At 68.2% G+C, this 19,550-nt stretch carries 18 protein-coding genes and 2 tRNA genes; 10 read left to right on the forward strand and 10 right to left on the reverse strand.

Annotated elements, in window-relative coordinates; all coding sequences use genetic code 11:
- Positions 1-7 precede the first annotated feature (7 nt).
- Complete coding sequence (locus RHCRD62_RS10895; RefSeq protein ID WP_050065215.1) at positions 8-382, reverse strand: DoxX family protein; 375 nt, start codon at positions 380-382, stop codon at positions 8-10.
- A 158-nt stretch (positions 383-540) separates the two neighbouring features.
- Here RHCRD62_RS10895 and RHCRD62_RS10900 point away from each other — a divergent pair, with 158 nt between their 5' ends.
- Together RHCRD62_RS10900 and nudC are read left to right on the forward strand one after the other, a co-directional pair.
- Positions 541-1,602 carry a potassium channel family protein gene (locus RHCRD62_RS10900; protein ID WP_050064737.1) on the forward strand — a complete coding sequence of 354 codons (1,062 nt, stop codon included), beginning with the start codon at positions 541-543 and terminating at the stop codon, positions 1,600-1,602.
- Between the two features lie 61 nt (positions 1,603-1,663).
- The gene (nudC, locus tag RHCRD62_RS10905) at positions 1,664-2,563 is read left to right on the forward strand and encodes an NAD(+) diphosphatase (RefSeq protein WP_157050879.1); all 900 of its coding nucleotides are present in this window, start codon (positions 1,664-1,666) and stop codon (positions 2,561-2,563) included.
- 6 nt (positions 2,564-2,569) lie between these two features.
- On the opposite strand, the gene RHCRD62_RS10910 is transcribed toward nudC, so the two are convergent.
- Positions 2,570-2,827, reverse strand: coding sequence for a mycoredoxin (locus tag RHCRD62_RS10910; protein ID WP_050064738.1), 258 nt, complete (start codon positions 2,825-2,827; stop codon positions 2,570-2,572).
- Between the two features lie 121 nt (positions 2,828-2,948).
- Here RHCRD62_RS10910 and RHCRD62_RS10915 point away from each other — a divergent pair, with 121 nt between their 5' ends.
- The 3 genes from RHCRD62_RS10915 (at position 2,949) to RHCRD62_RS10925 (ending at position 5,952) form a co-directional block, all read left to right on the forward strand.
- On the forward strand, positions 2,949-5,114 hold the full coding sequence (locus tag RHCRD62_RS10915) for an ATP-dependent DNA helicase UvrD2 (RefSeq protein WP_050064739.1): 2,166 nt from the start codon (positions 2,949-2,951) through the stop codon (positions 5,112-5,114).
- 192 nt (positions 5,115-5,306) lie between these two features.
- Positions 5,307-5,516: a hypothetical protein gene (locus tag RHCRD62_RS10920; protein ID WP_137874434.1), complete on the forward strand. Its 210-nt coding sequence runs from the start codon at positions 5,307-5,309 to the stop codon at positions 5,514-5,516.
- Between the two features lie 142 nt (positions 5,517-5,658).
- A complete protein-coding gene (locus RHCRD62_RS10925) occupies positions 5,659-5,952 on the forward strand; it encodes a WhiB family transcriptional regulator (protein WP_084734195.1) in 294 nt (97 codons plus the stop codon).
- Positions 5,953-6,004: 52 nt separating this feature from the next.
- Here RHCRD62_RS10925 and RHCRD62_RS10930 read toward each other — a convergent pair whose 3' ends face one another.
- From RHCRD62_RS10930 to RHCRD62_RS10940, 3 genes are read right to left on the reverse strand one after another with little or no spacing between them, the layout of a single operon-like run.
- Complete coding sequence (locus RHCRD62_RS10930) at positions 6,005-6,937, reverse strand: exodeoxyribonuclease III (protein WP_050064741.1); 933 nt, start codon at positions 6,935-6,937, stop codon at positions 6,005-6,007.
- 15 nt (positions 6,938-6,952) lie between these two features.
- Positions 6,953-7,447 carry a nitroreductase family deazaflavin-dependent oxidoreductase gene (locus RHCRD62_RS10935; RefSeq protein ID WP_050064742.1) on the reverse strand — a complete coding sequence of 165 codons (495 nt, stop codon included), beginning with the start codon at positions 7,445-7,447 and terminating at the stop codon, positions 6,953-6,955.
- Entirely contained in the window at positions 7,444-8,616 is a 1,173-nt protein-coding gene (locus RHCRD62_RS10940; RefSeq protein ID WP_050064743.1) for an aromatic ring-hydroxylating oxygenase subunit alpha, read from the reverse strand. Before RHCRD62_RS10940 ends, RHCRD62_RS10935 begins: the two co-directional genes overlap by 4 nt.
- Before the next feature lie 134 nt (positions 8,617-8,750).
- Here RHCRD62_RS10940 and RHCRD62_RS10945 point away from each other — a divergent pair, with 134 nt between their 5' ends.
- Positions 8,751-9,368 (forward strand): TetR/AcrR family transcriptional regulator, encoded by a 618-nt coding sequence (locus RHCRD62_RS10945; RefSeq protein WP_050064744.1) that lies wholly within the window; start codon positions 8,751-8,753, stop codon positions 9,366-9,368.
- Between the two features lie 18 nt (positions 9,369-9,386).
- Here RHCRD62_RS10945 and RHCRD62_RS10950 read toward each other — a convergent pair whose 3' ends face one another.
- From RHCRD62_RS10950 to RHCRD62_RS10960, 3 genes are all read right to left on the reverse strand, one after another.
- A complete protein-coding gene (locus RHCRD62_RS10950; RefSeq protein ID WP_050064745.1) occupies positions 9,387-10,715 on the reverse strand; it encodes an ABC1 kinase family protein in 1,329 nt (442 codons plus the stop codon).
- Between the two features lie 33 nt (positions 10,716-10,748).
- Complete coding sequence (locus RHCRD62_RS10955) at positions 10,749-11,627, reverse strand: TOMM precursor leader peptide-binding protein (protein WP_050064746.1); 879 nt, start codon at positions 11,625-11,627, stop codon at positions 10,749-10,751.
- 98 nt (positions 11,628-11,725) lie between these two features.
- Positions 11,726-13,135, reverse strand: coding sequence for a zinc-dependent metalloprotease (locus tag RHCRD62_RS10960; protein ID WP_050065218.1), 1,410 nt, complete (start codon positions 13,133-13,135; stop codon positions 11,726-11,728).
- A gap of 137 nt (positions 13,136-13,272) precedes the next feature.
- Between RHCRD62_RS10960 and RHCRD62_RS10965 the strand changes: the two genes are divergently transcribed.
- On the forward strand, positions 13,273-14,295 hold the full coding sequence (locus tag RHCRD62_RS10965; protein ID WP_050064747.1) for a YlbL family protein: 1,023 nt from the start codon (positions 13,273-13,275) through the stop codon (positions 14,293-14,295).
- A gap of 33 nt (positions 14,296-14,328) precedes the next feature.
- On the opposite strand, the gene RHCRD62_RS10970 is transcribed toward RHCRD62_RS10965, so the two are convergent.
- Complete coding sequence (locus tag RHCRD62_RS10970; protein WP_050064748.1) at positions 14,329-14,949, reverse strand: PPA1309 family protein; 621 nt, start codon at positions 14,947-14,949, stop codon at positions 14,329-14,331.
- Between the two features lie 136 nt (positions 14,950-15,085).
- On the opposite strand from RHCRD62_RS10970, the gene RHCRD62_RS10975 reads away from it, so the two are divergent.
- On the forward strand, positions 15,086-18,043 hold the full coding sequence (locus RHCRD62_RS10975; RefSeq protein WP_050064749.1) for a UPF0182 family protein: 2,958 nt from the start codon (positions 15,086-15,088) through the stop codon (positions 18,041-18,043).
- A 75-nt stretch (positions 18,044-18,118) separates the two neighbouring features.
- On the opposite strand, the gene RHCRD62_RS10980 is transcribed toward RHCRD62_RS10975, so the two are convergent.
- Positions 18,119-18,697, reverse strand: a complete 579-nt coding sequence (locus tag RHCRD62_RS10980; RefSeq protein WP_050064750.1) for a transglycosylase family protein — start codon at positions 18,695-18,697, stop codon at positions 18,119-18,121.
- A gap of 501 nt (positions 18,698-19,198) precedes the next feature.
- Here RHCRD62_RS10980 and RHCRD62_RS10985 point away from each other — a divergent pair.
- Together RHCRD62_RS10985 and RHCRD62_RS10990 are read left to right on the forward strand one after the other, a co-directional pair.
- Positions 19,199-19,275: transfer RNA gene (locus RHCRD62_RS10985), tRNA-Met, on the forward strand.
- A 142-nt stretch (positions 19,276-19,417) separates the two neighbouring features.
- Positions 19,418-19,494 (forward strand) — tRNA-Met (locus RHCRD62_RS10990).
- The last annotated feature ends 56 nt before the right edge of the window (positions 19,495-19,550 follow it).

Consider the following 19,550-nt stretch of genomic DNA (forward strand, 5'->3'; position numbering starts at 1 on the left):
CACCCGATCACGCCGCGGTGCGACGGACCTTCACGGCGGCGGCGATCATCGGAAGCTGCAGGGGAAGGCGTGCAAGGGCCACCACCTTGAGCGGGGTGCTGATCTTGTCGCTGCGCACCCAGTCGACAGCCATCTGCACGTTGGCCGGGAAGACGGCCACCAGCAGCGCCGCGGCGAGAGTGCCGCCGAGGCCGCGGGTGCGCGGGATCGCGAGTGCCGTGCCGACCGCGATCTCGGCGACACCGGAGGCGTAGGTGTAGGCGCGGGCGCCGCCGGGGAGGCGGCGCGGAACGATGGAGTCGAACGGCTTCGGCGTGACGAAATGGAGTGTGCCCGCACCGAGAAACAGTGCGGCGAGCGCGGGAGCGGGTGAGATCTTCATGCCACCACCCTGCTGGACCGGGCGCGGCAACGCCAGTGAATCGCGTGCGGAGGTCACGTCCGTTACTGTCGGTCCGATCCTGCCCGCGTGGTCCGGCGCGCACCGGGCCCGTCGTTGGCTAGGCTCCGAGCCGATGTCTGCGAACGGGAGTCCCATCCATGGCCGGTAAGTTCCGCCAGCGGTTCCAAGATCAGGAGAACCTGACCGAGCGGCCCGATTTCGCGCTGGTCGGTGTCCTGCGGATCCCCGAGGCGATGCGCAGCCCGTTCAACCTGATCTTCCGTCGCGTCATGATGGCCGTGGGGGTCCTGTTCCTCGCCGTGTTCGTGATCTATCTGGACCGGGACGGCTACCGCGACGCCCAGGAAAACCCGCTGTCGTTCCTGGACTGCCTCTACTACGCCACGGTGTCACTCTCGACCACCGGGTACGGCGACATCACTCCGATCACACCGAGTGCGCGCCTGATCAACGTCCTCGTGATCACGCCGCTTCGGGTCCTGTTCCTCATCATCCTGGTCGGTACCACGCTGTCGGTGCTCACCGAGCGGTCCCGCCAGGCGTTCAAGATTCAGCGTTGGAGGAATGCAGTGCGCAACCACACCGTCGTTGTCGGATACGGCACCAAGGGCCGGACCGCTGTCGATGCGATGCTCGGCGACGGCATCAAGCCGGCCGACATCGTCGTCGTGGACACCGATCAGACCGTCCTGGATTCCGCGGCCTCCCTCGGTCTCGTCACCGTCCTGGGGTCCGCGACCAAGTCGGAGGTGCTTCGCCTTGCCGGCGTCCAGCACGCCGCATCGGTGATCGTCGCGGCGAACCGTGACGACACCGCGGTCCTCGTGACGCTGACGGCGCGCGAGGTCGGCCCGAAGGCGAAGATCGTCGCCGCGATCCGTGAAACCGACAATGCGCATCTGCTCCGGCAGTCCGGTGCCGATTCGGTGGTCGTGTCCTCGGAGACGGCGGGACGCCTGCTCGGCATCGCCCGCACCACCCCGACGGTGGTGGAGATGATCGAGGACCTGCTCACCCCCGAGGCCGGATTCGCCATAGCGGAACGGGAAGTGGAGCACGACGAGATCGGTGGGTCTCCGCGGCACCTGTCCGACATCGTGCTCGCGGTCGTGCGGGACGGACGCCTCGTCCGTGTCGGGTCACCGGAAGTCGACTCGGTCGAGGCGGACGACCGCCTTCTGTACATCCGACGCGTCTGAAACCGACAGTCGTCGGGGCGCGCCGGACGAGTTCTCCGGCGCACGCCCTACTGTGGTGCGCGTGGCTGAATTCGTGATGTCCGAGGTCCCGTTGCTCTCCCGTTCGGCGTTGGACCGTGCGGAGGAATTGCGGTCCGACACCGACGCGTTGCGGGCCGGGTGGGCCGACGCACAGGTGCTGCGGGTCAACCATCGTGGCCAGGTGCGCGTCGACGGCGTCGAGCTGGTGCTCGACCAGGCGTCGTCCCTCGGAACGGAACCGGTGTCCGGTGCGGTGTTCCTCGGTCGCCGCGACGACGGCACCCACCTGTGGGCAGTGCGTGTTCCCGCGATGATCGGTGAACTCGCCGACCTCAGGATGATCGGTCACCAACTCGACGACTCGAGTGCGGGTCTGCTGACCACCGCGGTTGCGGTACTCGGCTGGCACGACGCCGCCGGATTCAGCGCGCTCGACGGATCACCGACGACGCCGACCATGGCGGGATGGTCACGCCACAGCACGAGCACCGGCCACGAAGAGTTCCCCCGCACCGACCCGGCCGTGATCTGCCTCGTCCACGACGGCGCCGACCGGGTGCTGCTGGCGCGCAACGGAACGTGGCCCGAGCGCAGGTTCTCGGTCCTCGCCGGATTCGTCGAAGCGGGCGAGTCGCTGGAGTCCTGCGTCGCGCGGGAGATCGAAGAGGAAGTCGGACTGGTCGTCCGGGACATTCGCTACCTCGGGAGCCAGCCGTGGCCGTTCCCGCGGTCGGTGATGATCGGGTTCTCCGCGATCGCCGATCCGGACGCACCACTGCTGTTCAAGGACGGAGAGATCGCCGAGGCACACTGGTTCGAACGCGAGGAGGTGCGCGCCGCACTGCGTCTGGGGGACTGGACGTCCCCCGCCGACGCACGCCTCCTCGTTCCGGGCTCGGTGTCGATCGCCCGAGGCATGCTCGAAGCGTGGGCGAAATAGCCGGCGTCAGAGGCCGAGGGCCTTCTTGACCTCTACCAGCGACGGGTTTGTGGCTGTGCTGCCGTCGGCGAACTTCACGGTCGGGACGACGTGGTTACCGCCGTTGACGCTGCCGACGAACTCGGCCGACGCGGGATCGTCCTCGATGTCGATCTCGACGTAGCCGATGCCGTTCTCGTCGAGTTGCTTCTTGAGGCGTCGGCAGTACCCGCACCAGGTGGTCGAGTAGATGGTCAGGGCGGTGGCGGTCTCGGTAGCAGTCACGGGGGATACAACACCACGGCCATGCCCGATGTTCCGCAACCGTGAGTGATCTTCACCCCAGCAAGGCCGAAAATCGCGTGCGGGCGCCGCAGGCGCTGCCGACGTGTCGGACGGCCCTGCCATGATGGACGGCATGGCAGCAGACGCAGCGGACTCATCAGGACTCGATCCGCAGCAGTCGGCAGCCGTCCTGGCACCCCGTGGTCCGGTGTGCGTGCTGGCAGGCGCGGGTACAGGCAAGACCCGCACCATCACCCATCGCATCGCGCGTCTCGTCGCGGACGGGCACGTCGCCGCCGGGCAGGTTCTCGCCGTCACGTTCACCGCGCGAGCGGCGGGTGAGATGCGGTCGCGACTACGTGGGCTCGGTATCGGCGAGGGTGCCAACCAGGTGCAGGCCCGCACCTTCCACGCCGCCGCGCTGCGACAGCTGCGATACTTCTGGCCGCAGGTCGTCGGGGACACCTCGTGGGAGCTGATCGACCGCAAGTTCGCGGTCGTCGCGCAGGCAGCGAACCGGGTCGGGCTGTCCACCAGCACCGACAGTGTGCGCGATCTCGCAGGCGAGATCGAGTGGTCGAAGGCGTCGCTGATCGCGCCGGAGGACTACCCGGCGGCGGTGGCCCGAGTTCGGCGTGACGCGCCTGCCGATCCCGCGAAGGTTGGGGAGGCGTACGCCGCCTACGAGTCGCTCAAGATGCGCGGCGAGACGATGATGCTCGACTTCGACGACCTGCTGTTGCACACGGCGATCGCGCTGGAGGACCATCCCGGAGTCGCGCAGGAGTTCCGTGAACGGTACCGCTGCTTCGTCGTCGACGAGTACCAGGACGTCACGCCGCTGCAGCAACGCGTGCTCGACGCCTGGCTCGGCGACCGTGACGACCTCACCGTCGTCGGCGACGCGAACCAGACCATCTACTCCTTCACCGGGGCCACGCCGCGCTATCTGCTGGACTTCTCCCGGCGGTTCCCCGACGCGACGGTGGTCCGGCTCGAACGCGACTACCGCTCGACGCCGGAGGTGGTGTCGTTGGCGAACCGCGTCATCGGGGCGGCCCGCGGCCGGATCGCCGGTACCCGGCTGCAGCTGATCGGTCAGCGTCCGGCAGGCCCCGAGCCGACGTTCGCGGAGTTCGACGACGAACCGGCCGAGGCCGCGGCGATCGCCGCGCGGATCAAGCAGCTCATCGACTCCGGAACGCCCGCCGCGGAGATCGCGGTCCTGTACCGCATCAACGCGCAGTCGGAGGCTCACGAGCAGGCGTTGACGGAGCTCGGGATCCCGTTCCAGGTGCGCGGTGGCGAGGGCTTCTTCACCCGACCGGAGGTGCGGCAGGCGGTGTCCGCCCTGCGTCAGGCTGCTGCCCGTGACGACCTGCCCGACGGCGCCGATCGGGGTGCGGCACTGGTGACGCTGGTGCGGGCCGTGCTCGTGCCGATGGGCCTGACGGACACCGAGCCGTCGGGCGCGCAGGCACGCGAGAAGTGGGCGTCCCTGAGGGCTCTCGTCGAGCTGACGGAGGAACTGCTCACCCACGAACCCGACCTCGACCTCGCCGCTCTGCTGCGCGACCTCGCGGCCCGCGCCGAGGCCAGGCATCCTCCGACGGTGCAGGGCGTGACGCTGGCGTCGCTGCACGCCGCGAAGGGCCTCGAATGGGATGCGGTGTTCCTGGCGGGCCTCGCCGACGGCACCATGCCGATCCAACATGCGTTGGGGGACAAGTCGACTCCGCCGGACGAAGCCGCGGTGGAGGAGGAACGCCGCCTGCTGTATGTCGGGGTGACGCGTGCCCGCGAACATCTGCAGCTGTCGTGGGCGTTGGCTCGCAACGCGGGCGGACGCCGGTCCCGCCGGCGGTCGCGCTTCCTCCTCGACCTCGTCCCCGACGACTCGCCTGCCTCACGGATCGCGGCCCCTGCCGCGCAGCAGAAGAAGCGGCCGCGGTGCCGGGTCTGCGGCAAGCACCTACAGGATGCGGCGACGACGATGCTGGGCCGTTGCCAGAGTTGCCCGTCGAACCTCGACGCCGCGCTTTTCGACGCGCTCAAGGCGTGGCGCAAGGAGAAGTCGCTGGCGATGAAGGTGCCTGCGTTCGTCGTGTTCAGCGACACGACGTTGATCGCGATCGCGGAGCAGCAGCCCGGTGACGACAGTGCACTCGTCGCGATTCCGGGCATCGGCGCGAAGAAGCTCGAACGGTTCGGGTCCGACGTGCTCGCGGTGGTCCGCGGCGAGGACCCCGTCGCCGTCGCCCAGCTCAGTTTCGCCGACGACGTGTGATGAAGAAACAAAACCGCAGGTAGAAAATAGGTTGTGCGCTTCCGGCGGTAGCGCCTACCCTGGTTTCCGACGTTGTGGGCAGTGGCCCGCCGTCATGTCAGGCCGGACGGACGCGCACGCGTCACCGGGAAGTGGGACGACAGGTGTCGCAGGGCGACGCCGTCACGAATGGGACAGGAGGTGATCGGACCGATGATCGATCGGATCAGCAGCGCTCAGGCGCCAGCCGGCATGCAGGGCTATGCACCTGTCGCGATCAATGCCGCCGCTCACCTGCCCGTTGCCCCGTGGTCGGGGGAAGCGCTCACGCGCGTCGTCCGCCGTCGCCCCAAGGCAGCAGCGCTCAAGGCAGCAGCCCCCAAGTCCGTGCCCCGGATCGGAAGCCGAGACCACACTCGGTAGTTCTCTCCACCAGGCCACGGACGCCCCAGCGGACCGTGGCCGTTCTTGTTTCTCGGACAGTTCTCCCAGGCGGAGGACTCGCTCCAGGACGGGTCACCGGTTTGCACCACCCAAACCTCGACAAGTCCGTAAGGAGCACGACGTGTCCACCGCGACAGTCCGCACCATCACCGAACCCACCACCCCCGGGCCGGTGCAGCGCGAATTGCCTTGCCGTGCCGACAATCCCGACCTCTGGTTCGGCGAAACCCCCGCCGAACTGGAACTCGCCAAGTCTCTGTGCGCGGCGTGCCCGGTCCGGTCTCGCTGCCTCAGCGCGGCACTCGACCGAGCCGAGCCGTGGGGCGTGTGGGGCGGGGAGATCCTCGACCACGGCGTCGTCATCGCCCGCAAGCGTCCCCGCGGACGGCCCCGAAAGGTTGCCGTCTGCGCGTGACCCGCAGGGGTGAACGGATCGTTCGGACCCTCCGAGGGACCGAACGATCCGTTCACACCAACCCGGCGGCGCTCAGGTCGTAGTCCACGACCACTGCGGCGTGGTCGCTGATCCGCCGGTCCGCCGACGGTTCGCGGTCGGTGCCCGCCGCGGCGGCCGATCGTGCCAACGCGGGCGTCGCGAGGTGGTAGTCGATGCGCCAGCCGGTGTCGTTGGCGAACGACTGCCCCAGCCAGGACCACCACGAGTACGGTCCGTCGACGTCCGGGTATGTCGTCCGCACGACGTCGACGAGGGTGCGGGGCGACAGCAGTGAGTCGAACCAGGCCCGTTCTTCGGGGAGAAATCCCTCGGCCTGGTTGCTGCGCCTCCAGTTCCGCACGTCGAATCGCGTGTGTGCGATGTTGAGATCGCCCATCAGGAGCAACTCCCGACCCCGGGCGCGGGCGTCGCGGCGGGACCGGGTCAGTTGCCGCGCGAACGCGTCGAGGAAACGCATCTTGCGGTCGTAGCGGGCGCCGCCGTCCGGCGCTTCCCGCATGCGACCCGGTTTCTGCAGGTGCGCGGGTAGTCCGCCCTTCGGGAGGTACAGGGAGGCGACGGTGATCGGTGAGTCGGCTAGGTCCACCTCGATGTAGCGGCCCTCGGTGGCGAACTCACGTAGTCCTCGCGCCAGGGTGACGGGATCGAGTTGGACTGCGTGGGTATGGATTTCGTCGGGCGAGCGCACCAACGCCGATCCCGTCCACGTCCGCACCGCCGCAGGTGCCCGGCGGGTGAGAATGGCGACCCCGTTGCGTCCGGGGATCACCCCCTCGTCGTAGGACAGGTGGTACGGGCCGAACACGTCGGGCGGGATCGCGGCCGCGGGCGCACGCATCTCCTGCAGTGCGACGACGTCCGGTTCCCGCTCGCGTAGCCACTGTTCGAAGCCGCGGCGCTGCGCGGCGCGGATCCCGTTGATGTTGAATGTCGCAATCCGCACGATCGCCCAGTCTATTCAGCCCGCGCGCCGGCGCAGGACGACGACCGGGATCTCCCGCTCGGTCCACGACTGATAGGTGTCGAAGTCGGCGTAGGCGTCGACGAGCAGAGGCCACAATCGGGCGCGCTGTTCGGGACCGGCCGTCTCTGCGGTGACGTCGCTGCATCGCCTGCGGATCTGGACGCGGGCGTCCGGATTCGCACACAGATTGCGGTACCACTGCGGGTGTTTCGGCAGACCGCCCTGCGAGGCCACCACCACGACGTCGGCCCCGTCTTCGATGTAGAGCAGGGGAGTGGTGTAGACGGTGCTGGACCTGCGCCCTCGGTGCTCGAGCAGCAGTGTCGGGACGGGTTTGCGGAATCCGGCGCCGATGCGCCACGTGCCGCCGATCCGTCCCCCGGTGCGGCGGTAGAGCCACACCTGGCATCGGCCGACGTGTTTGAAGATTCTCGGCAGAACGGGGGAGTCGAGTTGGCGGGGCCGTGGTGGTGTTGATCGGTCGTTCATCCGAGTGCCACACCGAGTTCGGACGCGAACGTCTTGATCATGTGCTGCACGCCGATCTCGTTGCGGCCGATGATCATGTGGTCGTGCTGGCCCCGGCGCACGCCCTCGCCGCACTGCGGCAGCATCGCGAAGTCCTCGTCGCGGACGGCGGCGTGGACCTGCCCGAAGACGGTGTCGTAGAGGGCGCGCTGCTCGTCCGTGGTCGCGGGGTACTTGGCCATCCAGCTGTGCCGCAGGGTGCAGCGCGTCGGGGAGCCCGCCGGAAGCATGTCGAGCACCTCGACCCCGACGGGACTGTTCGCGAGGATCAGGTTCGGGTAGATCCAGTAGATCACTCCCATGTTCGCGATCGGATCCCACGTACCGTCCGCGTTGGTGTCCAGGTCGGCGATCCAGTTGAACGGGAAACCCATTCGGTGGTGCCTGCCGAAACTGTCGTGGACGGAGGTGTTCGCGACGGTGTTCTGGCCGATCACGCTCTCCGAGTGGACGAACGGGAAGTGGTAGCTCTCGGCGAACGCCTCGAGCGCGCCCTTCCAGCTGACGTCCGACTCGAACTCCCGCTGGTCGTGGTAGCCGTAGGACGCGTACTCGAACCGGGCGAGTTCGGGACCCATGTCCCCGAGATGTGCGTCGACATCGATGGATTCGCCTGCGGTGAGGACCGCCCAGACGAATCCGTGACGCTCCTGGGTGGGCAGCTCCACCAGCCCGTAGTCGTCGCGGTTCATGCCGGTGAAACCGTCCTTGCCGGGCACGCCGACCAGCTTTCCGGTGTTCTTGTACGTCCACGCGTGGTACGGGCAGGTGAACCGGGTGGCGTTGCCCGATCCGCAGGCAGGCATCGCTCCGCGGTGCCGGCAGTAGTTGAGGAAGACGTGTGCGGTGCCGTCGCCGTCACGCGTGACCAGGAGCGAATCGCCGAGAACGGAACGGACGACGTAGTCGTCGGGCTGCGCGATCTGGGCGCTCGGCACGATCGCGAGTGGGGTGCGGCGCAGGATCTGCGCTTCCTCGACCTCGGTGATCTTCGGGTCGCGGTAGTAGTGCAGCGGCACCTGCAGGGGCGTCGGCGCCATGTCGGTCGTGCGGTCGAGGACGTGCCGCAGTGCACGGCGGGTGAGTTCTTCGGTGAGTCCGGCGGTGGAGGTGTCGTGCGTGGTCGACATCAGCGAGGCCCTTCGTTCTGGAGTCGTCGGAGAATCAGACCATACAATGTGTAGTGAATGTCTAGTCGAGGATCGCGGGAACCCGCCCGAGTAGGGTTCCCGGAACGACGGCGGCGGACGGAGGATCAGCGGGGATGCGCACACACGGGTGGTCCGGAGCCACACCGGCAGACGACGCCGAGGCGATCACGCGCATCCTGGACGAGGCCAGGCGCGTACTGGACCGGACCGGCGGCGACATCAGCATCACCGACGTCGCCCGCGGGCTCGGCGTCACCCGCCAGACTGTTTACCGCTACTTCCCCACCGCTGAGGCGCTGCTCGTCGCCACCGCCGTCGCCCAGGTGGGGCCCTTCCTCGACCTGCTCGCCGCCCACCTCGACGGCATCAGTGACCCAGCGGACGCCGTCGTCGAAGGCATCGCGTACACGCTCGAACAGATCTCCGAGGAGCGGTACCTCGGCATGGTGCTGGCGCAGGGACGTGCCAGCGCGTTCTCCGCGGGGGTCACGTCCGACACCGCGCTCACCTTCGGTCGCGCGATCCTCGAACGGTTCGGCGTGGACTGGGACGAGGCGGGACTCTCCGGCGCGGCCTTCGACGAACTCGTCGAGCACATGCTGCGGATCGTGCAGTCCTTCGTCATCGACCCCGGTCGGCCGCCACGATCCGGCGTCGAACTCCGAAACTACCTCCGCACCTGGGTGGCGCCGGCAGTCGACCGAATGCGGGTGCCGGACAGGGCATCCTGAGGGCGGACGGGTCCGGGGCTACTCGGCCCGGCGCACGTCCTCCGTGAAACCGGGCAGCCACCGCGTGAGGATGCCCATGTACGGAGCCTCCGCGTCGAGCTGCGCGCAGATGCCGACAGATCCGAGCAGCACCCGGAAGATCATCACGTAGTCCGGCGGGAGGTTGAGGGCGCGCGCGGTCCGGAAGTGCTCCGAGGAGAAGTCGGTCGCGGTCCCTGCCGCCCGCTGCAGCCACGACCGTGTGAAGTGGAACGACTCGGTGTGGATCGGATCGGTGAAGGGTCGCAGGTAGTTCGCGATCTCGTCGTCGGTGACGTTCCGCCCGGGAAGCACGAAACCGTTGGCGCGCAACAGTTCCGTGAGCTCGTTGAACCGCTCTTCGAGAGCGAGCCGGACCATCCGGCCGAGCACCGGGGGCAGGCCGCCGGGCATCGGGGCGCAGGCACCGAAGTCGAGGACGCCGAGGCGACCGTCGTCGAGCAGCATGAAGTTGCCGGGATGTGGGTCGCCGTGCAGCAGACCCACCCGAGCGGGCGACGCGAAGTGGAACTCCGCGAGTCGAGCGCCCGCGGTGTTGCGCTGCTCGGCGGTGCCGGTCGCGATGATCGCCGACAGCGGTGTCGCCGACATCCACTCCGTCACGACCACCTTCGGTGCGCTGGCGACCACCTTCGGAACAGCGAACTGCGGGTCGCCGTCGAACTCGGCGGCGAACGCCCGCTGGTTGTTCGCCTCGATCCGGTAGTCGAGTTCGTCCTCCGTCCGGGCGGAGAGTTCGTCCAGCACCGGCTTGACGTCGACACCGGGCATCACCGCAGTGAACATGCCCGCCATCCGGGACAGGGTCTTGAGGTCGGACCGCAGTGCCTCGTCGGCGCCGGGGTACTGGACCTTCACGGCGACGTCCCGCCCGTCCGACCACACCGCACGGTGTACCTGCCCGACACTCGCGGATGCGGTCGGTGCGTCGTCGAAACGGGCGAACCGCTCGCGCCAGCGGGTCCCGAGCTGCTCGTCGAGAACCCGGTGCACCTTCCGGGCGGGCAGCGGGGGAGCCTCGGCCTGCAGCTTCGTCAATGCGTCCCGGTACGGCTCGGCGAACTCCTCGGGGACCGCGGCCTCCATGACGCTCAACGCCTGGCCCAGCTTCATGGCGCCGCCCTTGAGCTCACCGAGAACTGTGAACAGCTGTTCGGCGGCCTGCTGCGTCAGCTTCGCGTCGATCTCGTCCCGGTCGCCGCCGGCCAGCTTGCGTCCGAAGCCCACCGCTGCGCGCCCCGCGATTCCCAGAGGGATGCTCGCGAGTTTGGCGGTGCGGGCTGAGCTGCGGCGGGGGATGTCAGGCACGCCCCCATCATGGCGGACGATCCCAATCTTCGCCTACACCGCTGGTGAGCAGCCACACTCCGAACGGCGCGACCACTTCCTGCGCCGCAGGCGTGCCGACCGCAGGTCGAACTCGAGCGCCGTGTCCAGGGAGGCAGGCGCCCGCGCGGCGTCACCGGCGAGGAGTATGCCGATCTCGCTCACCGCGAGCGCGACCGTCGCCCGAATGGTGCCGGGCTCGGCGTAACCGACCCGCCCGAGAAGCTGGGCGGCGAGATGCGGCCACTCGGGGTCGGCAGCCGTCCGGTGCAGGTCCCCGCACCGCAGGCAACTCGTCCGGCCCGGCAGCACCAGGGGGCCGACCACGCCGCGTCCGTCGCGCAGCCGCACCGGAAGGTGAGGCGTGCCCGACTCCATGAGGACCGCGACGGTACACGGGTCGGGCACCAGGTTGTCGGCCAGGACGACACAGTCAGCACGGTGGAACGCGGGTGTCTGCGCCGCCCGTTCCGGCCCCGAACGGGCGATCGCGACCTGGCCGGCGCCGAGCATCGCAGCGATGCCGTCTGCGAGGGGGCCTCGCCCGTGCACATGGATCTGGCGAACCGGGGTGTCCCGCATCGCCCGATCCGAGAGCGGCGCCAGCAGGGCGCCCGCGGACGAGAGTTCGGCCAGTATCTGCTCGATGTCCGGGGCGTCTATGCCCGCCCGAGCGGCCTCCCACACGATCGCCGCGTGGCTGCGTCGGCCGTCGAGCAACCGAAGGAGATCGGCCAGGGCGGCCGCGTCCACTCCCGGAGGCGGTTGGACCAGCAGCGCGTTCTCCGGATCCCACCCCAGTTGAACGGCGCCACTGGGCCGGATGAGAACGGGGGTGCGTGGATCGAGTCGGGGTGCGCCGAGGAGGGCGTCGTCGGCGAGCAGGCGGGTCATGCCTGCCAGGGTGTCAGTCGACGTCGACGCCGAACGCGGTCACAGCCCAGTTGTCCACAGGGCTGTGACGCGCTGAACTGGACTTTCCTGCTCGGTCGCTACTTGTTCGGATTGTCGGTGCCGCCCTGTTCCTCGCCCGCGTCCCGGCCGGCCTCGCGCTCTTCGCGTTCGCGGGCCTGCAACGCCTCGAGCTGCGCGATCGGATCGTCGAACGAGCTGGTGCCACCGCCGACCACGCGGTCGACGAACCCGGCGGGGCTGTCCAGGTCGCTCGAATCGGGGAGCAGGTCGGGATGTGCCCACACGCCGTCGCGTCCCTCCATCCCCGCCGCATCGGTGACCTGACGCCAGAGCTGGGCCGCCTCACGAACCTTGCGGGGGCGCAGTTCGAGACCGACGAGAGTCGCGAACGTCTGTTCCGCAGGTCCGCCCGTCGCGCGTCGACGGCGCAACGTCTCGCTCAACGCGCCGACACCGGGCAGCCGGTCGCCGAGCGCCTGCGCGACGACCGTCTCCACCCATCCCTCGATCAGTGCGAGCAGGGTCTCGAGGCGCTCGAGTGCCTGCTTCTGCTCGGGGGTCGTCTGCGGTTCGAAGGTGCCCTGCTGCAGCAACTCCTCGATCTTCGACGGATCGGACAGTGAGTTCGGGTCGAGGCTCTGGGCCGCCTCCTCGATCGCCGAGAAGTCCATCTTGATGCCGCGGGCGTACTCCTCGACGGTCGACAACAACTGCTGCCGAAGCCACGGGACGTGGACGTAGAGCCGCTGATGGGCCGCTTCACGGGCCGCGAGGAAGACGAGGATCTCACGATCGGGCTGTTCCAGGCCGTCGCTGAACTTCTCGATCGCACTCGGGAGCAGCGCCGCGACCCCGTTCGGGCCGAGCGGCAGGCCGATGTCCGTCGAGGTCAACACCTCGGACGCCAGCTGGCCGAGGGCCTGCCCGACCTGGGAACCGAAGGCGAGGCCGCCCATCTGGCCGATCATCCCGAGCATCGGCCCGGCCATCTGCTTGGCCTCTTCAGGTAGTCCCGACACCCACATACCCGAGACCTGCTCGGCGACCGGATCGCAGAGCCGCTTCCAGGTGTCGAGGGTGTTCTCCAGCCACTCCACCGGAGTCCAGGCGACGGTGCGCGTGGCACCGGCGGGCAGGGTGGTGGCGCCGTCGAGCCACAATTCGGCGAGGTGCGCGGAGTCCGCGATCGCGGACGCCGTGGTCGACGAGACGGGCGTGACCGAACCGATCTGCTGCAGGGCCAGCTTCTTGGCGACCTCGTAGTTGACGGGCCCGGACTGGCCGCCCGTACCCATCGAACTCCCCATACCGCTGAGCATCTGCCCGAACTGGGTGAGCATCTGCCCGAGCGACGCGGGATCGAAACCCTCCGCGCCGAATCCGAACGGCATCCCACCCGGGCCGCCGCCGGTTCCGCCCCCACCCGTGTTCTTGTCGCGGTCGGGGTCGTCGTCGGAGCTCGAGAAACCAAACGGCAGATTGCTCATACGTCCACGGTACAAGGCCCGTCGCTCGGCAGTGGCAGCAGAAATCACGCCGAGCGCGAACATCGGTGCCGACACTCCGAGGACCGCGCCGGCAGGTGCGACCGGGCACACGTCCGTCCGACCTCTACGCTGGCCGAGTGAATCGACGGTTGGTCACTCTGGTTGCGGCGCTCGTTCCGGTCGTGGCGCTACTCGGACTCGGAACGGTGGTGCAGGTGCCGTTCGTGGCGCTCGGACCCGGCCCGACGTTCAACACGCTCGGCGAGGTCGAGGGCGAACAGGTCGTCGCCATCACCGGCACCGAACTGGACCCCACCACGGGAAACCTCAACATGACGACCGTGTCCGTGCGGGACGGGCTGACGATCTTCGACGCGTTCGGCTTCTGGGTCAGCGGCCGCTACGGCATCGTGCCCCGCGAGGAGGTGTACCCGTCCGACCGCAGTCGAGACGAGGTCCAGGAGGAGAACGCCGCCGACTTCGCCCAGTCCGAGGAGTCTGCCGAACTTGCCGCACTGCACTTCCTCGGCGAGCCCGTCGCGCTGGAGGTGAGCGACGTCGCGGAGGACGGACCGTCGCACGACGCCCTGCAGGTCGGCGACCGACTGATCAGCATCAACGGCACCGAGGTCCGGACCGTCGGCGAAGTGCAGCGGGTCGTCGCGGACCTCGCGCCCGGCGCCGTCGCCACCGTCGTCGTCGAACGTGACGGAGTGCAGCAGACCGTGCCGGTCACCCTCGGCGCCCGACCCGGACACGCCGACGTCGGATACCTCGGCATCACCCCGACCGAACGGCCGGACGTCCCGTTCACCGTCGAGTTCAATCTCGCCGAAGTCGGAGGACCGTCCGCCGGGTTGATGTTCGCCCTCGCGGTGGTCGACAAGCTCTCCCCGGGCGAAGTCAACGGCGGACAGTTCGTCGCGGGCACCGGCACCATCGACTCGGACGGCAACGTCGGACCGATCGGTGGCATCCCGTACAAGCTCGTCGCCGCGCGGGAAGCGGGAGCGACGACATTCCTGGTGCCGTCGAAGAACTGCGACGAGGCGAAGCAGCAGGCGCCGGACGGGTTGCGCCTGGTTCGCGTCGACGACCTCACCGGCGCCGTCGACGCCCTCGACTCGCTGAAGACCGGCGGCGACGCGCCGGCCTGCTGACCGGTAGGGGAGGGCCCTGGTTGCCGAGTGGCGTCACCAGTCTTCGGGGTCGGCCTCGAGAGTCGCCTGCAGTGCGTGGACGAGGCCGGGGGCGAGGTTGTCGCCGGTGCGCAGTTCCGGTTCGGCGAACGGGTCGTCGTCGTCCTCGGGGGCCAGCGCCAGTGCGCTTTCCGACCGGCCGTCGCGGAGGACGGCGACGATCAGGCGGGCGGCTCGACGTTCGGGGTGTGCGCCTGCCGCGGCGCGGATGACGTCGTCGGCGGCGTTGTCGCGCCCGAGTGCGGCGTCGACGGCCGTGTCGAGGTCGGACGCGGCGCTCGGCGGCAGCACCAGGATCTCCTGGACGACCATGCAGCCGGCGACACCCGGTGCCCAACTGGTGGTGCCCAGGTACTCCTCGAGGGCCGCGCTGCCGCCGTGCAGATCATCGGGGAGTGGGTGCTGCTCGATCGGAGTGAGTTCGGAGCCCGACTCGAGTTGATCGAGCAGGTGCGGCTCGGCGACCGCGATCTGGGCGGTCGGGACGAGCGCGAACATCTTCGGCGGTTGACCCCACCCGTCGGCACCCACATGCGCTGCGACCTCCTGGACGCTCCGAATCAGTGCGTCGGTGGAGATCGGGGCCTGGTGGTCGGTGGCGTCGAAGTCGTTCACCCGACCATCCTCGCACTCCGGGCGCGTATCCGGACAACCCGGACGACCGACCGTGCGCACTTCGGCGGCCCACGTAGAGTGGGACAAAACACCCTGCGGCCGCCCGGCGCGCCGCCCAACAACCGGAGTGTGAGACGTGGGCATGCGGCCCCCCACCGGACTACCGTCGTTGTCCAGACGGAGCCGAGTGTTGTTGGTATTGGCGCTCGTCGTGGCGGTTCTACTGTTGATCGGGCCCCGTCTGATCGGTGGCTACACGAACTGGCTGTGGTTCGGTGAGGTCGGATTCCGAGAGGTGTTCTCGACGGTCCTGCTCACCCGGATCGCGCTGTTCGTCGTCGTCGCTCTGATCGTCGGCGGCGCCGTGTTCGGGGGGCTGCTGCTCGCCTACCGGTCGCGCCCGGTGTTCGTACCCAACGTCGGTCCCAACGATCCCATCGCGCGGTACCGGACGGCGGTGATGAGCAGGCTCAAGCTGTTCGGTGTCGTCGTACCGGCCGTGATCGGTGCGCTCGCAGGACTGGTCGCGCAGTCCAATTGGGTTGCGGTGCAGATGTTCCTGCACGGTGGATCGTTCGGCCAGCAGGATCCGCAGTTCCACCTCGACGTCGGTTTCTACGCGTTCGACCTGCCGTTCTATCGGTTCGTCCTGAACTGGTTGTTCGTTGCGGTCATCCTCGCGTTCATCGCGAACCTGGTCACGCACTACGTGTTCGGTGGAATCAGGCTCGCCGGTCGCGAAGGGGCGTTGAGCAACGCGGCGCGGATCCAGCTGGCTGTGCTCGCAGGTACGTTCTTCCTTCTCAAGGCGATTGCCTACTGGCTGGATCGTTACTCGTTGCTCTCGAGCAGTCGCAAGGAGCCGACGTTCACCGGCGCCAGCTACACCGACGTCAATGCGGTGCTGCTCGCGAAGCTGATCCTGATGGCGATCGCGGTGATCTGTGCGATCACGTTCTTCGCGGCGATCGTGTTGCGCGACCTCCGGATTCCCGCGATGGCGACCGGTCTGCTGCTGCTGTCGTCGATTCTCGTCGGCGCGGTCTACCCGCTGGTCGTCGAGCAGTTCTCGGTCCGGCCCAACGCCGCGGACAAGGAGAGCGCGTACATCGAGCGGAACATCGCCGCCACCCGGGAGGCGTACGGCATCACCGACGAACAGGTGACGTATCAGGACTACCCGGGGTACAGCACCAAGTCGCCGCGCGACATTCCCGCGGACCAGACGACGATCGCGAACGCGCGTCTGCTCGATCCCGGTCTGCTCTCGCCGACGTTCACGCAGCAGCAGCAGCTGAAGAACTTCTACGGGTTCCCGCCTGCACTGGACATCGACCGTTACAAGGTCGACGGGGAGAAGCGCGACTACGTCGTCGCGGCGCGTGAGCTGGCACCGCGGAGCCTGACCGGTAACCAGACCGACTGGATCAACCGGCACACCGTGTACACGCACGGGAACGGATTCGTCGCGGCGCCGGCCAACAAGGTCAACGCGGCCGCGTCGAACTCCGCCGAGGAGGCCGCCAACTCCAACAGCGGCTACCCCGTCTACACGGTCAGCGACATCGCCTCGCAGCAGGCGGGCAATCAGGTCATTCCGGTGGACCAGCCGCGCATCTACTACGGCGAGGTCATCGCCGACACCGACGTGGACTACTCGATCGTCGGTGCCGTCGACGGAGAGGGGCCCCGCGAGTACGACACCGACACCTCCCAGTACACCTACACCGGTGAGGGCGGCGTCTCGATCGGAAACTGGTTCAACAGGCTTGCCTTCGCCGCCAAGTACGCGGAACGGAACATCCTGTTCTCCAGCGCGATCGGCTCCGACTCGAAGATCATCTTCAATCGTGACCCGCACGAGCGGGTGACGAAGGTGGCGCCGTGGCTCACCGCGGACGGCAACATGTATCCGGCGGTGGTGGACGGGCGGATCAAGTGGATCGTCGATGCCTACACGACGCTCGACAACTACCCGTACGCACAGCGGACGTCACTCGACGGTCTCGTCGAGGACAGCATCGACCAGACCACGGGTCGACCGCTGCCGCGCAAGGAGGTGTCGTACATCCGGAACTCGGTCAAGGCCACGGTCGACGCGTACGACGGCACGGTGACCCTGTACGAGGTGGACGAGAACGATCCGGTCCTCGACGCATGGATGAAGGTGTTCCCCGGCACGGTGCAGCCGAGCAGCGCGGTCCCCGACGACCTGCGTCAGCACTTCCGCTACCCGGAGGATCTGTTCAAGGTCCAGCGGGAGATGCTCGCGAAGTACCACGTCGACGATCCGCGTGAGTTCTTCACGAACAACGCCTTCTGGTCGGTGCCGAGCGATCCGACGATCGAAACCACGGCCAACCAGCCGCCGTACTACGTGACGGTCGGTGACCCGGAGTCGGCGGACCCGAGGTTCAACCTGACCAGCGCGATGGTGGGTTTCAACCGGCAGTTCCTGTCGGCGTACATCTCGGCACAGTCCGATCCCGAGAAGTACGGCGAGATCACCGTTCTGCAGTTGCCGACCGACACGACGACGCAGGGTCCGCAGCAGACACAGAACTCGATGATCTCGGACCCACGGGTGGCGTCCGAGCGGACACTGCTCGAACGGTCGAACCGCATCCAGTACGGCAACCTGCTGACGTTGCCGATCGCCGAGGGCGGCATCCTCTACATCGAACCGATGTACACGGAGCGGAACTCGACCAGTCAGGACAGTTCGACGTTCCCGCAGCTGTCCCGCGTGCTGGTGAGCTACCGCGAGGCGCCACCGAGCAACAGCGTCCGGGTCGGCTACGCGCCGACGCTGTCCGAGGCGCTGGATCAGGTCTTCGGTCCGGGAACGGGTGCCGCGGCCCCGGCGCCGACGGGCACAACGGAGGGATCGCCGCCGTCGACCCAGCAGGGTCAGGCGCCCGCGACCCCGGCGCCCCCGGTTCCCGCCGGTGACCGTGACGCCGTCGTCGCGGAACTCGATGCCGCGTTGGCCCAGATGAAGCAGAGCCAGCAGAGCGGTGACTTCGCCGCCTACGGCGCCGCGCTCGAACGGCTCGAGAAGGCAGTGACGGCCTACCAGGGCCTGCCCAGGTAGAGGTCACAGGAGAAACAGAGAAGGCGCCCTGCCGATCGAGGTCGATCGGGAGGGCGCCTTCGTGTGTGGTGCTGGTCAGCGGGTGAGGCCGACCAGGTAGATGCTGTTCGCGTCGATGGCCGCACGGACCTGGTCGCCGACACCGTACTGGTCGGCGGTCGCGACGGCGGCGTCGCCTGCCGCGCGGAGTTGCTCGGTGGTCGGCGCGGGGAAGTTCTCGGGAAGTCCGGGAATCGTGGCGACGGTCGGAACGGTCGCGGCCGCCTCCACGACGGGTGCCGGAGCGGTTTCGGGGGCGGGCGCCGGCTCCGGCTCCGCGACGGTCAGGTACTTGCCGCAGTGGGGCCATGCGCCCGCGCCCTGCGTGGCGAGCACGTTCTCCGCGACGCGGACCTGCTCCGCCTTGGATGCGTTGTGCGCCTGGCCGGATCCGCCGTTCGCGGCCCAGGTGCTCTGCGAGAACTGCAGGCCGCCGTAGTAGCCGTTGCCGGTGTTGGTGGACCAGTTGCCGCCGCTCTCGCACTGCGCGACGCCGTCCCAGTTGTGGGTGGCTGCGGAGGCGGTGCCGATGCTCAGGGCCATCGGGACGGTGGCCAGGGTGGCGGTCACGGCGACGGAGGCGAGGGTGCGCGTGCGTGTCTTACGAGTGGTCATGCGGGGTGAATCCTCTCCGCGCTTGCCGACGGGTCGCACTGTGCGATCTGTGCGGATTCGGCCGTGGCGGACAGACTGCTGTTCGTCGCCCGGCGCCGTGTTCTCCGCGTCCGTCCCTGCCCCTCGAAGGTTTCGGGGTTCCGATCCCGCGGGGCAGAGTCGAGCAGCGGCGGGTCGGCTGAGCCCGGTCGTTTCGGGCCGTCGGCGACGCTAGCCAAGAATTCGCTGCGGGTCATCCCGGTCGAACTGTGGCCTGCCGCAACGCACTTCGGTGGATAGCGTGCATTTCGCCAGGTCACCTCGGCGCGTTGCGATGCGCTGTCCGTTTCGTTACCCCGTCGTTATGTGTTGGGGATCACCGGGATTTTGTGAAGTGGGACACAAGAATTCGGGTACTGCGTCCCGGCGGGAAGCGTCTCGGTGTGGTTCCTGCTGTGAAAGTGGTCGTTGTCCTGGTGATTTGTGTTCGGTTCACCCGTTCGTGTAACTTTCTTCATGCAGCGCGGGGTGGAGCAGCTCGGTAGCTCGCTGGGCTCATAACCCAGAGGTCGCAGGTTCAAATCCTGTCCCCGCTACCAAAGAACGAAGGCCCGGTCTCATTGCGAGACCGGGCCTTTGTCGTTCTCGGTCGCAGGTTCGTTCGGTGCCCGAGTGGTGGCTGCCGGCCTCGTGGGGCGTGGTTAGGAGCCCTCCGAAAGTCGTGTACAGTAGTAAATGCAGCGCGGGGTGGAGCAGCTCGGTAGCTCGCTGGGCTCATAACCCAGAGGTCGCAGGTTCAAATCCTGTCCCCGCTACCAAAGAACGAAGGCCCGGTCTCATTGCGAGACCGGGCCTTTGTCGTTCTCTCTGAATC

Source organism: Rhodococcus sp. RD6.2 (genome assembly GCF_001040705.1).
Classification (GTDB): Bacteria; Actinomycetota; Actinomycetes; order Mycobacteriales; family Mycobacteriaceae; genus Rhodococcus_G.